This is a genomic window from Vibrio sp. V09_P4A23P171 (assembly GCF_963875615.1).
Lineage (GTDB): Bacteria > Pseudomonadota > Gammaproteobacteria > Enterobacterales > Vibrionaceae > Vibrio > Vibrio anguillarum.
In genome coordinates this window covers 17,855-33,669 of the sequence record NZ_CAWNMR010000002.1, presented here as the reverse complement: position 1 = coordinate 33,669, position 15,815 = coordinate 17,855, and the positions used below count along the sequence as shown (strand labels likewise).

Annotated in this window: 15 protein-coding genes; 7 read left to right on the top strand and 8 right to left on the bottom strand. The window is 42.7% G+C overall.

Annotated features, from left to right (window positions below; genetic code table 11):
* Positions 1–71 precede the first annotated feature (71 nt).
* On the bottom strand, positions 72–824 hold the full coding sequence (gene cysZ / locus AACT23_RS00775) for a sulfate transporter CysZ (RefSeq protein WP_013857322.1): 753 nt from the start codon (positions 822–824) through the stop codon (positions 72–74).
* Between the two features lie 230 nt (positions 825–1,054).
* Between cysZ and zipA the strand changes: the two genes are divergently transcribed.
* From zipA to cueR, 5 genes are all read left to right on the top strand, one after another.
* The gene (gene zipA, locus AACT23_RS00770) at positions 1,055–1,879 is read left to right on the top strand and encodes a cell division protein ZipA (protein ID WP_094127300.1); all 825 of its coding nucleotides are present in this window, start codon (positions 1,055–1,057) and stop codon (positions 1,877–1,879) included.
* A 60-nt stretch (positions 1,880–1,939) separates the two neighbouring features.
* On the top strand, positions 1,940–3,955 hold the full coding sequence (gene ligA, locus AACT23_RS00765; protein WP_094127298.1) for an NAD-dependent DNA ligase LigA: 2,016 nt from the start codon (positions 1,940–1,942) through the stop codon (positions 3,953–3,955).
* A gap of 505 nt (positions 3,956–4,460) precedes the next feature.
* Positions 4,461–5,573 (top strand): porin, encoded by a 1,113-nt coding sequence (locus AACT23_RS00760; RefSeq protein ID WP_013857319.1) that lies wholly within the window; start codon positions 4,461–4,463, stop codon positions 5,571–5,573.
* Positions 5,574–5,635: 62 nt separating this feature from the next.
* A complete protein-coding gene (locus AACT23_RS00755; protein WP_013857318.1) occupies positions 5,636–6,433 on the top strand; it encodes a YccT family protein in 798 nt (265 codons plus the stop codon).
* Between the two features lie 112 nt (positions 6,434–6,545).
* Positions 6,546–6,965, top strand: coding sequence for a Cu(I)-responsive transcriptional regulator (gene cueR, locus AACT23_RS00750; protein WP_019280864.1), 420 nt, complete (start codon positions 6,546–6,548; stop codon positions 6,963–6,965).
* Positions 6,966–7,086: 121 nt separating this feature from the next.
* Here cueR and AACT23_RS00745 read toward each other — a convergent pair whose 3' ends face one another.
* From AACT23_RS00745 to AACT23_RS00730, 4 genes are all read right to left on the bottom strand, one after another.
* Positions 7,087–7,554, bottom strand: a complete 468-nt coding sequence (locus tag AACT23_RS00745) for an NfeD family protein (protein WP_013857315.1) — start codon at positions 7,552–7,554, stop codon at positions 7,087–7,089.
* A gap of 7 nt (positions 7,555–7,561) precedes the next feature.
* Positions 7,562–8,485, bottom strand: coding sequence for an SPFH domain-containing protein (locus AACT23_RS00740; RefSeq protein ID WP_013857314.1), 924 nt, complete (start codon positions 8,483–8,485; stop codon positions 7,562–7,564).
* A 308-nt stretch (positions 8,486–8,793) separates the two neighbouring features.
* Entirely contained in the window at positions 8,794–9,648 is an 855-nt protein-coding gene (locus AACT23_RS00735) for a thioredoxin family protein (RefSeq protein ID WP_013857313.1), read from the bottom strand.
* Positions 9,649–10,068: 420 nt separating this feature from the next.
* Positions 10,069–10,983: a TIGR01777 family oxidoreductase gene (locus tag AACT23_RS00730; protein ID WP_013857312.1), complete on the bottom strand. Its 915-nt coding sequence runs from the start codon at positions 10,981–10,983 to the stop codon at positions 10,069–10,071.
* Between the two features lie 228 nt (positions 10,984–11,211).
* Here AACT23_RS00730 and yfcE point away from each other — a divergent pair, with 228 nt between their 5' ends.
* Positions 11,212–11,769: a phosphodiesterase gene (yfcE, locus tag AACT23_RS00725; protein WP_029189749.1), complete on the top strand. Its 558-nt coding sequence runs from the start codon at positions 11,212–11,214 to the stop codon at positions 11,767–11,769.
* Between the two features lie 17 nt (positions 11,770–11,786).
* On the opposite strand, the gene AACT23_RS00720 is transcribed toward yfcE, so the two are convergent.
* The 3 genes from AACT23_RS00720 to AACT23_RS00710 form a co-directional block, all read right to left on the bottom strand.
* Positions 11,787–12,065 (bottom strand): SelT/SelW/SelH family protein, encoded by a 279-nt coding sequence (locus AACT23_RS00720; RefSeq protein ID WP_017045494.1) that lies wholly within the window; start codon positions 12,063–12,065, stop codon positions 11,787–11,789.
* An 84-nt stretch (positions 12,066–12,149) separates the two neighbouring features.
* Positions 12,150–12,665, bottom strand: a complete 516-nt coding sequence (locus AACT23_RS00715; RefSeq protein ID WP_026027495.1) for a regulatory protein ToxS — start codon at positions 12,663–12,665, stop codon at positions 12,150–12,152.
* Positions 12,666–12,675: 10 nt separating this feature from the next.
* Positions 12,676–13,542: a winged helix-turn-helix domain-containing protein gene (locus AACT23_RS00710; RefSeq protein WP_013857308.1), complete on the bottom strand. Its 867-nt coding sequence runs from the start codon at positions 13,540–13,542 to the stop codon at positions 12,676–12,678.
* A 258-nt stretch (positions 13,543–13,800) separates the two neighbouring features.
* Here AACT23_RS00710 and htpG point away from each other — a divergent pair, with 258 nt between their 5' ends.
* Positions 13,801–15,708, top strand: a complete 1,908-nt coding sequence (htpG, locus tag AACT23_RS00705; protein ID WP_013857307.1) for a molecular chaperone HtpG — start codon at positions 13,801–13,803, stop codon at positions 15,706–15,708.
* Positions 15,709–15,815 lie beyond the last annotated feature (107 nt).

Genomic DNA, 15,815 nt, shown 5'->3' with positions numbered 1-15,815 from the left:
CCTTAAAACGTAAAAGGATTAAAAAGTTATAACTTATAGAGGGATATGCAGGTTGAATCTCCCTCGCACCATCACTGCAGTTTGTTTTTAAATTCACCAACCCACATGGCTGTTGCCCCGCATACAGCAACCGGCATGACGATTAAGTTAACAATGGGTATGGTGGTAAAAATCGACACTAAAACACCAAAGCTATACGCCTTGGTCTGTTTTTGTTTCAAATTGTGTCTCATCTGGTTAAAGCTCACTTTGTGGTTGTCAAATGGGTAGTCACAGTATTGGATGGCTAACATCCATGCAGTGAAAATGAACCACAGCAAAGGGCCTAAGGTTTGTCCTAAGGCAGGAATTAGGAGCAATAAGAACAAACCGATTGCTTTGGGTAAGGTATAGATTAATTTTCGCCACTCTCTTGCGAGGATACGTGGGATGTCTTTGACCATAGACCAGATGCCATCGCTGTTGATTGGAGCGCCAATTAATCTTTCTTCCACTTTTTCTGCGAGTAGCCCATTAAATGGTGCAGCGACGAAGTTAGCCAGCGTACTGAAGAAATAGGAGAACGTGGCTAAGATAGTGATCGCGAGCAATGGCCATAAAACGTAACTTAGCCAAGATAAAAAATCAGGGATTTGACCAATAAACTGTTCTATCCACGTATTGAGATGATTGAATAAGTAAAAAAGAGCGCTGCCGACGAGAATGATGTTGATGAGTAATGGCAGAATCACAAAGCGTCGAATGCCGGGGGTCAGTGCTAGCTCTAGACCAAAAAAGAAGTATCCAAAACCTGAACGTTGCTTAAGTGTCATACCGTTATCCATGTGAATATCTGTTAATCAATACTAAAAAGCTATTCTACTCAACCTGCCGAAGAAGAAAAGCGTGGTGAAAATCACATCATGTATTGAACTTCTCACATTAAGTTGTTCTAAATCGGTACAAACTTTTGGTAAAGTACCCCGATAGACCGATATAACCCACGTTGGTGACACGTTCAATTCAAGCTGGTAAAGCTGAGAATAACCATGCATCGAGAAACTGAGAGTGAAACATGCAGGAATTGCGATTCGTACTCATAATTGTTGGCGCGCTAGCGATAGCCGCGTTGCTATTTCATGGTCTTTGGACCAGTAAGAAAGAAGGGAAGTCCAAGTTTGAGGATAAGCCTCTTGGTAAAATTGATGTTGATCACGATGATACACAATCTGCGACCCAGCGTTCATTTGCTCCGGAAGATGATTTCGAAATTATTCGCAAAGTACGTAAAGAGCCAGATTTTAGTGAAGCGGTTGACCCTCTCATTGACGGTTATTCACCAAGCTTTGAACCTGAAAATGTGCTTGATGAACTCGATGATGTGCCCTCAATATCGATGAAAACCGAATCCTCAAGTCTCAGTGAACAAGATAATGTCGTTGCTGACGATAATCAAAAATCCGACGTTCAAGAAGCCGAAATGGAAGTTATTGTGCTGAATGTGCATTGTGCGGGAAATGATCCCTTTGTCGGCACTAAGCTTTTTGACAGTATGCAGCAAAACGGCCTTCTTTATGGTGAGATGGATATTTTCCACCGGCATGCCGATCTGTCAGGTACTGGGAAAGTGCTGTTTAGTGTTGCTAACATGATGCAACCCGGTACATTGGCACATCATGATCCTGCGGAGTTTACTACTCGCGGTATCTCATTCTTCATGACACTGCCTTGCTACGGCGAGCCTGATCAAAATTTCAAATTAATGCTTAAAACCGCTCAGCAAATCGCCGATGATTTAGGTGGTAATGTATTGGATGATGCGCGTAATTTAATGACGCCAGATCGATTGGCTGCCTACCGACGCCAAATCCAAGAGTTTAAAAACGCACGCAACGCGTAGAATAAACATCGACCATTAAGGGCTCCTAGTCGGAGCCTTTTTTCATGATCCGAGAGAATTATGATGCAAACAATAGAACACAAATTAAGCCAACTTCGTGAGACGCTGCATTATCATGCTGTACGTTATTATGTAGAAGATAACCCTGAAATTCCTGACGCTGAGTATGATCGTTTGATGCGTGAGCTGCTTGAGTTGGAGTCGCAGTATCCGGAGTTAGTCACAGCGGATTCACCCAGCTTGCGTGTTGGAGGTAAGCCTTTAGAGGGTTTTGCTCAGGTAACTCATGAAATTCCAATGCTCTCTTTAGATAATGTGTTTGATGAGAAAGAGCTTGATGCCTTTCACAAGCGGATGCAAGACCGGATACCGAGTGCCCACTTTAACGCTTTTTGCTGCGAACCTAAGCTTGATGGTTTAGCCGTGAGTTTGCTTTACGAAAATGGTGTGTTAGTACAAGCCGCCACGCGTGGGGATGGCGCGGTCGGTGAAAATATTACGGAAAACGTACGAACGATCAGTGCTATTCCACTGAAGTTACAGGGAAAAGGGTGGCCCGTTCGTTTAGAAGTTCGTGGTGAAGTGTTCATGCCTAAAGCCGGTTTTGAGCGATTGAACCAACAAGCACTCAAAAAAGGTGAAAAAACCTTTGTTAACCCAAGAAATGCGGCCGCAGGGAGCTTGAGACAGCTCGACTCAAAAATCACAGCTCAAAGGCCGTTGAATTTTTATGCTTACAGTGTTGGTGTGATTGAAGGCGCTGAGTTAGCAAGCAGTCATTATCAGCGCTTTTTGCAGTTAAAAGGGTGGGGGCTGCCGATGTGCCCTGAAACACGTCTAGTCTCTTCAATGGATGAAGTGAAAGAGTACTACCAAAGTATCTTAACTCGTCGCGCTCAACTAGCGTATGAGATTGATGGTGTGGTAATTAAAGTTGATGATATTGAACTGCAACAAAAGCTCGGTTTTGTCGCGCGGGCGCCTCGCTGGGCGATTGCTTATAAATTTCCTGCCCAAGAAGAAATAACGCTCCTGAACGATGTTGAATTTCAAGTGGGCCGTACCGGGGCTATTACACCTGTTGCGAAGTTAGAACCTGTATTTGTGGGGGGAGTCACCGTCAGCAATGCGACATTACACAACGCTGATGAAATTGAGCGCCTAGGCGTGAAAATTGGTGATAGCGTTATTATTCGTCGAGCAGGCGACGTTATCCCACAGATTGTTTCTGTGTTGTTAGACAGACGCTCTGATGCAGTGGTCGATATTGTTTTCCCGCAGTACTGCCCGGTGTGCAACTCTGACATTGAGCGTGTTGAAGGTGAAGCTGTCGCCCGTTGTACAGGGGGGTTAGTGTGTCAAGCTCAGCGCAAAGAAGCATTAAAGCACTTTGTCTCTCGCAAAGCGCTAGACGTGGATGGTTTAGGCGAAAAAGTGATTGAGCAGCTTGTTGATAAAGAGATGGTGAGCACGCCCGCAGACCTCTTCCGTCTAAAAGCAGGGCAGCTAACGGTGTTAGAGCGTATGGGACCAAGATCAGCACAAAATATCGTTAATGCACTGAATGCCGCCAAAATGACCACATTACCCCGTTTTTTGTATTCATTGGGCATACGTGAAGTCGGGGAAGCGACGGCGGCGAATCTTGCGCTCCATTTCGGGTCATTAGACAAAATTCGCCAAGCGACCCATAAAGAACTACTTGAAGTTCAAGATGTTGGAGTTATTGTTGCGAGTCATATCACATCTTTTTTTGAGCAAGATAAAAACCAACGGGTGATTAATGAATTGATCGAACTTGGTATCCAGTGGCCTAATATCGAAAAGCCGAGCCAAGATGCGATTCTCCCTTTACTTGGTAAAGTGGTGGTTTTGACGGGGAGCTTGTCGAAACTCTCTAGAAGTGATGCGAAAGCGGCGCTACAAGAGCTTGGCGCAAAAGTAACGGGAAGCGTCTCTAAAAACACCGATATACTATTTGCCGGAGAAGCGGCCGGTTCAAAATTAGTAAAAGCGCAAGAACTAGGGATCGAAATTCGCAGCGAACAAGATTTGCTTGAGTTAATGAAAAGCTAATTTTTTAAGCATCCCTTCCTTCATAAAGCCTCAAAATTAATTTTGAGGCTTTATTTTTATCTCAAACCGCCACATTAAAATGTCCAGTAATTAGAAAAAAAGCCCTCATTTTCTTCGATGCCAATCAAGAAGAACTTTACTCTCTTTCAATTTATTATTGCGATGCACTTCAAGCTATTAGTGTAATTGTTTTTTTATCATTTTGAAAATTAATGAGTTTTTTGTTTTTATATTTTGTTTTATGACTTATTAGATCTTGATCACTTACTTGGTCAAAGTTTGCCGTAGCTCATATTTTTTTAGATAAAAATTAAGTTCTCATTGATGTTTTCTGTTGCGAAGTTAGTCTAGTGAACATGGATACACGATGTGTATGCAGGAAAAGAGAAAATCAGAAAATTAATGACTAATTTAGGTTTTCAACATAGGAAATGATTTCTCCCTTCGGCGGCCAACTTAAGGGGGAAGTAAAAAACAGCTATATCTATTTTTTAGGAGTTTTTCCATGGACAAAATGTTTAAACGTACTCTTTTAGGCGCTGCAGTTGCTATGGCTGCAGTTGGTGTTCAAGCTGCTCAACTAACGGACAATGTCCAGTTGTACGGTCAAGCTGCTGGTAACCTTTACTTTGAAAGTAAAGGTGATAGCGCGAAAGATGATACTGTTGGTGTGGAAATTGAATCACGTGTCGGGCTTCGTGGCACTCAATCATTCAATAATTTTGGCCCTGATTTTGTGTGGCAAATTGAAACATCTAACGCATTTAATGGTGATACTGGTGGTCAATTTGGTGGTCGTGATACCTATCTTGGTTTAGCATTTGATGATGTAGGTACAGTCAAAGTCGGGCGTCAACTTGTTTCTATCTACGATTATGTAGACTGGCCACACTCAAACCCAGGTTTAGGTAATGTATTTGACTGGCACAATGCAATTGGTGCAGGTTACCAAGACCGTGCAGACCACGTGATCCGTTTCGACTCTGTAGACTACAGTGGTTTCAAATACTCTCTATCTGCCAGCAAAATGGAAAGCTCTACTGATAACGCAGTAGTGAGCTTTGCGTTAGCTTATAACGCAGAACGTTTTGGTATCCACGGTGGTGCTTATCTTGGTTCGAAAGAGAAAACTGTAACTGCAGCTAAAGATGGCTACTATGAATTTGACAGTTCTAACGGTGAGAAAAAATGGGTTGATGCAACGGCTGCTAAGACAGATGAAGCCCAAGCTGCTTATTACTTAGTTGGTGGTAACGTATCTATTACTGACAAGTTGAGCTTGACAGCTGCTTGGAAACATATGACTAACGAAGTAAATAATGTTGAGAAAAAACAGGATGCTTACTCTGCAACACTAGCTTACTGGGCAACATCTGAGTGGTTATTTAAAGCAGGTTATTCTGCTACGACTAAAGCGAAATTTGGCGGTGAAACACAAGCAGAAAGTAGCAGTCGTGCAATTACAGCACGCGCATTGTATGTACTTGACCCATCTGCAGTACTCTACTTTGACGTGCGTAATTACGATATGATGACCCCTGCTGACGGTGATGGCAAAGGCAATGCTGATGCCAATGACCAAACTCGTTTCTTGATGGGTGTAGAATACTACTTCTAATCATATAGATTAAAAGTGTAAATCGAGGCGAGCGATAGCTCGCCTTTTAACTGGAGGTAATAATGAACAAACTTATGATTAGCGCGTTATTAGGAATGGTTATTTCTGCTAGCTCCTACGCTGATGTGGTGGTGAATATAGATCGAAACCTCCAGATTCTAGCCGTGAATGGCGTTGAACCTGAAATATCGTTTGGCCATACCAATGAAATTACTCTACCTGATGGCGCAAACCAGCTTTTGGTACGTTTTGACAAAGTAATTCACTTTGGTGGTAATCAAAATAAATATAAATCACCGGCGATCGTGGTGAGTTTTAATCAAAGCAATAGTAAGGTGCTGCTTAAACCGGCATCGATGGTCAAAGATGAAACCACTGCCAAAGCATTTGATAAGAACCCTGCGGTTGTCTTGACTAATGCAGCTAAGCAGTCAGTGGAGTTTCAACAAGACGTTTTAGTCACACAAGGTTTTTCACTGATCCGAGATTATGAAAAAGAGCTCTATCAATATAATTCGCAAGCGAAAGTCGCCTCAATCAGTGCACTGAATCAGGTCGGATTTAATCAAAAACGTGGTCAAGCAGCTCCAATGCCTGCTCAAGCTAGTGAGACAGTAATCAGTGCAGAGCCGGTAACGACTGCCGTGCCAACTAGTTTCACAATGGTGCAGTATCTCTATGGCGAAGCAACTAGCGCGGAGCAACAAGAATTTGCCAATTGGGCCTTTGCTAACCGTGCCGCTGTTAATCAGCCGCTAGTGAGCGAAAATAAGCTAGTGACCATGATGGCCGATTGGTACCAGAAAACTGACAAAGCCGATAAAGCAGCGATTCTAGCGTGGCTGATTAGCCAAGAGTAAAGGCTATTTTTCTTGCATAAATGGCATTTCATTGTATTTTTAGCACTAACAAGGCATGGTTAACTCCCATGCCTTTTGTGTTTTTGTCTTTGTATTTCTCAATGGTTAGCCTATGAATATTAGCCAAGTTTCTCAGTTAACAGCACTTACCGCTAAGTCCATTCGTCTTTATGAAGAGAAGGGGCTGATATCGGCGCCCCTTCGTTCAGAGAATGGTTACCGTCATTATCAACAAGCGCATATTGATGATCTTTTACTTATTGCGCGATGCAAGCGCGTTGGTTTTAGTTTAGAGGAATGTAAATCCTTACTCGCCCTTGCCAACGATCCGTCCCGGACCAGTTTTGCAGTCAAAGAGAAAGCGCAAGAGAAGTTGAAACAAGTATCACAGAAGCTGGCAGAGCTTTCATTGATTAAGTTGCAACTAGAAGAGTGGATTACCGAATGTCCAGGCGACGGTGGTAGTGAATGCCCAATCATAGATAATTTGAAGGGGCAGTGTTGCCATAACGACTTGAACAAGTCAGTGTGAAAATGAGCTCATTAGCTAATGAGCTGTCGAGGCACACACTACAATTTGGCTGCCCATAAATGAAAAAACCAAAAGCAATTCATCACTTTTGGTTTTTATGTACTTTCTTACTGATGTTTACTCAATGAGGCTGGCTCTCTTTAGGCTCAACAATCAACACAATTCCTTCGACATCTACGACTTTAACCACAACATCAGCTTCTAGGTTTTGCTGGCATTTTGCTGTCCACGTCGTATCGCCGAGCTGCAATCGAAAAGTTGCCCCTTCTTGAACGCTCTCTTTAAGACGAGCTGTTTGTCCGATCAGCTGTTTCTGTTTCTGGTTCAGATCACGAGTCTCGTCACCATCGTGGTCTGATTTAAATTGTTTACGCCACCATAACCAAGTCGTGACGAGTGATAAACTTGCAAAAGCCATCCACTGCAGTTGCCAACTGATGGGGAGCATCGCAAAGATAAGGCCAACGATGAGTGCGGAAATACCTAACCAAAGAAAATACCCAGCAGTTCCAAGCAGTTCCAATGCAACAAGCACTAAGCCTAATGCGAGCCAGTGCCAATAATTCATTTGTTGTATTAGCTCTATCACGTTAGGCCTACTTATCTTGTGAGGATTTCAGGTTGAACATTTCAGCAATGCCAGCAACCGAACCCATCAACCCAGTTGCTTCTAATGGCAGCATGATGATTTTGCTGTTCTCTGCTTGACCAATGGCTTTAAGTGCTTCGGTATATCCTTGAGCGATAAAGTAGTTAACCGCTTGCATGTCACCTTGCGCAATCGCATTCGAAACCATCTCTGTCGCTTTAGCTTCCGCTTCGGCAGCGCGTTCACGTGCTTCTGCTTGAAGAATAGCCGCCTGCTTTTCACCTTCAGCTTTAAGTATTTCAGACTGTTTTTGGCCTTCGGCGCGTAAAATTTGTGCTTGACGTACGCCTTCGGCTTCTAACACTTCAGCACGTTTATTTCTCTCCGCTTTCATTTGCGCATTCATCGCTGCGGTTAAATCCGCTGGTGGTTGTACATCTTTAATTTCGATACGAGTGACTTTTACACCCCAAGGGTTAGTCGCCTGATCGACTATCGATAACAATTTAGTGTTGATCATGTCACGCTGGCTGAGCATTTCATCCAGTTCCATCGAGCCCAGTACGGTACGCATATTGGTTAGAGTTAAGTTGCGAATGGCGTGTTGTAGTTCGCTAACTTCATAGGCGGCTTTCGCAGCATCAATCACTTGCACGAAGCAAACTGCGTCGATAACAACATTGGCGTTATCTTTGGATATCACTTCTTGTGCTGGGATATCAAGCACCTGTTCCATCATATTAATTTTTTGTCCGACGCGATCAATGAATGGAATAATGATATTTAAACCGGGGCGTAGGGTGTGTGTGTAACGTCCAAAACGCTCTACTGTCCAATTGCTCCCTTGTGAAACGGTTTTCACTGCAGAAAAGATAAATGAAATAACGACGAATACAAATATGCCAACGGCGACGAGTGAATCAATAGCCATAACGGTTCCTTTTAAGTATTAAATAATCCTAATGTTGATGTTCCTTTCTCTATTGAAACGGCCGCTGTGTTAGCTAAGTTCGTTCACCCCAATCATAGAGTTTATTGTGCTCATGGGGATGAACTCACTTGCCGACTGCCGGTATCTCCAAGTCATTTGGATATAGGAGCGATTCTCATCAACGTTTGAGCTTTGCTATTGATCATTCTCTATCAGTTATCGATATGGAACAAATGAAATAATGAGATTTGATACTGGTTTTTTAAACAATCAAAGCAGAACGTTTCCAGTTTAATTGCTTGATATTATTAATATAATAATGAATACAGCTTTCTGCGATAAAGATTTGCCACACTATTTCCTTGTCCAAGAGCACTTAAAATGTCCATAAACACTTTTTTGAGCCCGCCATCGAGGCAATTAAGGTCGCTTTGTAAAAATGACCATAACAGCTCGAGAGCTTCTTCATTACGGTTAACTTGATGATATTGAAGCGCTAACTCACTTGCTATGTGAGCGTTGTTTGGCTCAGCGGAAAAAATCTCTTCTAATGCTTGAATCTCTGGGCTGTCAGCGGCTTGCTTGTGCAGCTCCAGTTTGGCGATTAAGCCTTTGTAGTAACCATCTTGATACTCTAGTGGGATGCGTTCCAGTTCTGTTTCTGCCGCTTCATACTGCTGAGTTTCCAGAAACACATCAGCGAGGGCCAGTTTGACCTCTGCTTTTGCTTTCATATCGTCAGGTAGACTTAGTAGCAAAGGTAGTGCTTGCGAATGTTGTGTTTGCTCTATCAGCGTTAAGGCTTGCTGTAGCGAAACTTCATCGTGGCTTGGCAAATGTTTGTTTAACATTGTATTCACTGTTTCTATGGTCTGAGCACCTGCTAAACCGTCGACCGCTTGACCATTAATAAACAGAGCGATTGTTGGCAGGGCTTGAACACCAAATTGTGCTGCCACTTGCTGTTCTTGTTGGCAGTTGAGAATAGCCAAGGTGAATGCGCCACTGTGTTGTTGCGCTACGCTTTGTAATTCAGGAATGAGTTGTACGCTCTCTTGATTCATGGGTGCCCAAAAATAAAAGAGAATAGGAGTCTCAACTGAGCGTTCGAACACCTCTCGAAAGTTGTGCTGATTGACCTCAACGATGTAAGGTGATTGCATGATATTTTCCTTGCGATAATCAAGTTTATAGTCTTAGAAATAGGGGTGAAAATTGGAATATCAAGGGCAAATGAAAAACGCTACCGTTAAAGTAGCGTTTTTTATCTCTCAAAGAGAGGGCAAGCAAAGGTGTCGAGAGGGCAAGTAAAGGTGTCTATAATATTAAAAATAGTGTCAGCGCAACACCGACACTGAGCCAATTTAATTGGTGTAATGTCATATTCGTCGTACCACATGTAACGCTTTATATTGGATTAACTGGGATATCCAGAGTTGTATCATGTCACATGAATGTTACGAATTAATGACAATTAAGTTGGTTGTGCTACTTTATGCAACCGTCGGTTTATCCACTGATAAGTATCGCTTTTGTCATTATCGTATACCTTGCTATTCACAAAAAATATAGGCCAGTTTTGGTTAAGCACGATGTTGTAATATATTTTTCAACGCAGGTTCTAGGTGTGAAAACTGGAAGTGAAATCCTAGCTCGGTTAGCTTTTTAGGTTTTGCTCTAATACTGTCAAACAGTAAAACAGCCGCTTCACCCATTGCAAGGTTTAGAACCCATTTGGGAGTGAATAGTATGTGTGGTCGACGTAATGTTTTCGCCAATAGCTGGCTAAAATGCTTATTAGGTACGGGATGTGGAGCACAGAGGTTAAAAGCACCTTGTGCATGTGGCGTGTCTAATAAATAGGCTATCGCTCGTGCCATATCTAATAAGTGGATCCATGGCATATACTGCTCACCCTTACCAAGAGGGCCGCCCAAGCCTAAACGGTAAGGTGGCAGCATTTTCTTTAAAGCACCACCATCGCTAGCGAGCACGATCCCCGTACGCAATAGGCACACTCTAGTTTTTTCTGATTGCGCTTGGAGGGCGATGCGCTCCCATTTTTCGCAAACGTGATGAGGAAAACTTTGTTGGTGCACATGTAATGTTTCATCAAACGGATGAGACTGTTGGTCACCATAATAGCCGACGGCCGAGCCACTGATGAAAACGGAGGGTGGTTCAGTACTGGCATGGATGAGTTCAACTAACCGCTCTGTTATTTCCCATCGACTAGCGCAAATGATCGCTTTTTGCTGTTTGCTCCAACGTTTGTCGGCGATCGGTTCTCCTGCAAGATTGATAATGGCGTCAAATTGATTCGCGTCTTTTAAACTCGCTAGGGAGGTCAGGTAGGTGATACTACCTTTGTCTACATGGGCGAGCTGCTGCTTAGCTCGCTCTATATCGCGCGTGAGGAGGTAGATATTGTGCGTGAAAATCTGTTTCATCAGCTCTTTACCGATAAAGCCAGTCCCTCCCGTTAATAGTATTTTCATGTTTCTACCTCATTGGTCTGTGCGATATCACCTAAATGGTGGTGATGAGAACGATAGCCATGTTGGTTAAGTGGCGATGCTTGTTTGCCATCTAACCTAATATAGGAAACTTATTTAGCATACGTGAATTGTTCGTGGTGATAAATGACAATGTTTATCCATAACTAAAGATGACGAAGTGTGCTGAAATTCGTACAATCTGTAGCTCCAAAATACGGAGATAAAAGTATGAAGTTGTTTTTTGCTTCGGATTTACACGGTTCACTGCCTGCTACTGAAAAAGTACTCAGTCTATTTGAACAGTCAGGTGCAGACACTTTAGTACTGCTAGGAGACCTTTTAAATCATGGTCCGCGTAATCCTATACCTGATGGGTATAATCCGACCGCAGTTGCGGAGTGCTTGAATCGATGGGCGCCGCATATTGTGGCGGTCAGAGGCAATTGTGATAGCGAAGTCGACCAAATGCTGCTCGACTTTCCGATGATGATGGATTTTTGTTGGGTAGTTTTGGAGTCAGGAACTCGTTTTTTCTTAACGCATGGCCATCAATATAATGCTCAAAATAGGCCACCATTAAAAAAAGGTGATGTTTTGATCCATGGCCACTCGCACATCCCTATGGCGCAAGGTCAAGATGATGTCATTATTGTCAACCCGGGGTCCGCGACCTTTCCACGTAGTGAATTTCCCCCAAGCTACGCTATTTATACGGATGGATTATTTCAAGTAATGGGGCTAGAGGGGCAACGACTGGCACAATATCGTTTAGCGACTAGCTCTTAAACTGGTCGCTATCTGATTTACCTGTTGTCTGAATGACCCAGATCTCGCTCTGGGTCAATGATATCTCGGACTCGTTGCTTAAGAACTTTTGCTTCAGGGAAACCACCATCATGTTTACGTTCCCAAATACGTTGTCCATTGCACATGATTTCAAATCGTCCCCCTGTATCAGGGTAGAGACGCACAGATTCAATTTCTTCACTAAAAGTATGCAGTAACTCTTGGCTTAGCCAAGTGGCTCGAAGCATCCAATTACACTGGCGGCAATAGTAGATCTCAATATTGGCTTTTTCCATGGTATACCTTTTGTGAAGAAGTAAGGGCCATACGCAACAAAGGATCTTTTCGACCCTTCATTGAAGTTACAGATTACTCGATGGCTAATTGATAAACAGTACTGTCGAACCATGGCTTAGGCTGGTGAGCAATAATGTTTTTTCATTGACGACATCAATACGTCGGCTTTGTTGAGCATCCATCTTGAAAAATTGAGTAATCAGTTCTAATTGCTCAGGGGTAAAGTCCTTACTTTGACTAGAACTAATGTTTTTAAATTCGCTAGGCGATATCAATAAGTAGCTATCACTGATATCCCAGGTGCCGGTTTCTGAGATATTAATGAAACTTTCACTTTCACCACCCACGGCGAATAACTTCACATTTGACATTCTAATATAAGTACCGTTAGGTAAATATTTTACATTCGAATTGACATCAACCCGACGGATTGGCCCAACAGAATCATTCTGTTGACTGCGTTTTACCACAGTGACCATTTTAGATTGCCATTCTTGCGCCGTTAGGATTTGTTCTATTTTTAAATCACTGCCCCAGTATAACCAACTACTGAATAGTGCAGAGATAGCTAAGATGAGGGTTGCCACTTTTGGATTCATATTTATGCCCTTATTTACACACGTTGGCCAAATCATCTTGGTTAGCTAAAATTCGTAAAGTGACATTTTCACCCGAGAACTCAGAACTATGGATGTAATTCAATACGAGCTGATTATTTTGACCACCAGTCGCAATCACCTGCTTAGGTGCCAGTTCTCCAGTATGTGATTCATTGTATTTTTTTACGCATTTTTCAATAGAAGGTAACCATTTGTTTAGGTCTGGATGATTGATGGGCGTATTCACAACTATATTGTTATAAACCGCAATCTGTTTAAATTTTGATTGTGCAGGGCTAGTCAATAGAAGAGCCAGAATAGGTAAGAAAAGAGCCACAACCAACATCAATTTGCTTTGCAGTGTTAACTTTTCTTTCCCTATTTTTACTTTCGCGAGTGGATCTGTCGTCACGGTTTGGGATGTTGTCTCTTCGGGTAGCGAAGTGGTATCCGCATCAATGTCTTGGATAGACTCACTGGCCAGTAACGGTTCCTCTTCAGGCTCGTTGGTGGTTTTTTTTTGTGAGTAGGGGGTTGCTCGAGTCACCGAGGCGATCATTTGATAACCTCGTTTCGGCACGGTTTTGACGAATTCTGGTGATTTGGTTTGATCTTTCAACATCTTACGAAGTGTTGAAATCGCTTGAGTTAAGCTTGAGTCATCAACTTCAAAACCTTGTTCACGCCACACAAACTCATGCAGTTCATGGCGTGTAATGACTTCATTTGGGCGTTCACAAAGTAGAAGTAAAATTCGACTTTCGTTACTACCAAGGCGAACAGCCTCTTGTTCGTTTTCTTGTTCAAGCAAAGAGTTACTATTGGGATCAAACGTGAATCGGTTAGCAAGGATGAATTTTGTGCCTATGTTACTCATGATAATCTTCTTATTGTTGGCATGTTTAACCGTCCATCAACCTAGCCTGCTTGGGGAAGCAATTGATGAAACATTATGCTAGTTTTTATTTTCTTTGATAAAAATTACGGCAAGCATAATCAAAATAAATGAAAAAAACAGTGTTTTTATGATTATTGACCTTGAATTTACAATTGCCAGCCTCATCTTACTAGCAAATCATCCTTGGTTGCACACTCTGTGTGTGAATGAAAATAACTCAGATGTTATGGAGCTAGTATGAGCGAAACGGCTACTACCAATAAAGAAACTCGTGGTTTTCAATCTGAAGTCAAACAGTTACTTCATCTTATGATTCACTCTCTTTATTCCAATAAAGAGATCTTCCTTCGCGAATTAATTTCAAATGCCTCTGATGCTGCGGATAAACTTCGTTTTCAAGCGTTGTCTAATGCCGATTTATATCAAGGTGATGCCAACTTAGGCGTTAAATTATCGTTTGATACCCAAGCGAATACGCTGACCATTTCAGATAACGGTATTGGTATGAGCCGCGAAGATGTCATTGAACATCTCGGTACGATTGCAAAATCCGGCACAGCGGAGTTTTTCTCTAAACTATCCCAAGATCAATCTAAAGACTCTCAGCTTATCGGTCAGTTTGGGGTGGGTTTTTACTCGGCCTTCATCGTCGCTGATGCGGTCACTGTAAGAACTCGCGCTGCGGGTTTACCTGCTAACGAAGCAGTTCAATGGTATTCACAAGGTGAAGGTGAATATACAGTAGAAAGCATTAATAAAGAGTCTCGTGGAACCGATATCATTTTGCACATGCGAGAGGAAGGCAAAGAGTTCCTTTCTGAATGGCGTCTGCGTGATGTGATTTCTAAATATTCAGACCACATTGGAATTCCAGTTTCTATCCAAACCAAGGTTCGTGATGACGAAGGTAATGAGACTGAAGAGACCCAGTGGGAACAAATCAACAAAGCACAGGCGTTGTGGACGCGTTCTAAGTCAGAAATCAGTGATGAAGAGTATCAAGAGTTCTATAAGCACGTTTCCCATGATTATGCTGACCCACTGGTGTGGAGCCATAACCGTGTAGAAGGTAAAAACGATTATACCAGCCTACTTTATATTCCAGCGAAAGCACCTTGGGATATGATGAATCGTGATCATAAATCAGGCTTGAAACTTTATGTTCAGCGTGTATTTATCATGGATGATGCTGCGCAATTTATGCCGTCCTACTTGCGCTTTGTACGTGGCTTAATCGACTCAAACGATTTACCGCTTAATGTTTCACGCGAGATTTTACAAGATAACAAGGTGACTCAATCATTGCGTAATGCTTGTACCAAGCGTGTATTGACCATGCTTGAACGTATGGCGAGCAATGATGCTGATAAATATCAAACCTTCTGGAAAGAGTTTGGTTTGGTACTCAAAGAGGGGCCTGCAGAAGATTTTGCTAATAAAGAGAAGATCGCCAGCCTATTGCGCTTCGCCTCGACCGAGGTTGACTCAGCAGAGCAAACGGTTAGTTTAGCGGCTTATGTTGAACGGATGAAAGAGGGGCAGGATAAAATCTACTACCTCACCGCCGATAGCTATGCAGCGGCCAAAAATAGCCCACACCTAGAGCAGTTTAAAGCCAAAGGTATCGAAGTTATTTTAATGTTTGATCGCATTGATGAGTGGTTGATGAACTACCTCACTGAGTTTGATGGAAAAATGTTCCAATCCATCACCAAAGCAGGGCTAGATCTGAGCCAGTTCGAAGATGAAGCGGAAAAAGAGAAGCATAAAGAGACTGAAGAAGAGTTTAAATCGGTGGTTGAACGTACGAAGCAGTACCTTGGCGATCGTGTCAAAGAGGTTCGAACTACCTTTAAACTGGCAAGTACTCCAGCGGTTGTTGTGACCGACGATTATGAGATGGGTACGCAGATGGCAAAATTGCTTGCTGCGGCTGGTCAACCGGTACCAGAGGTGAAGTATATTTTGGAACTTAACCCTGAACATGCGTTAGTGAAACGGATGGCCGATGAAGCGGATGAGCAAGTATTTGGTCGCTGGGTTGAAGTTTTATTAGGTCAAGCGACGCTCGCTGAGCGTGGTTCGATGGAAGATCCGTCACAATTCTTAACCGCAATTAATCAGCTTTTGACTAAGGTTGAATAGCTAACTGGCTAACCAAAAGCTCGCAACTGCGAGCTTTTTGCTTTGAATAGCGATTCTCTGCTGAGAACGAGCGATATTTTAGGCAAACTTGCAGCGAACATCCGGCC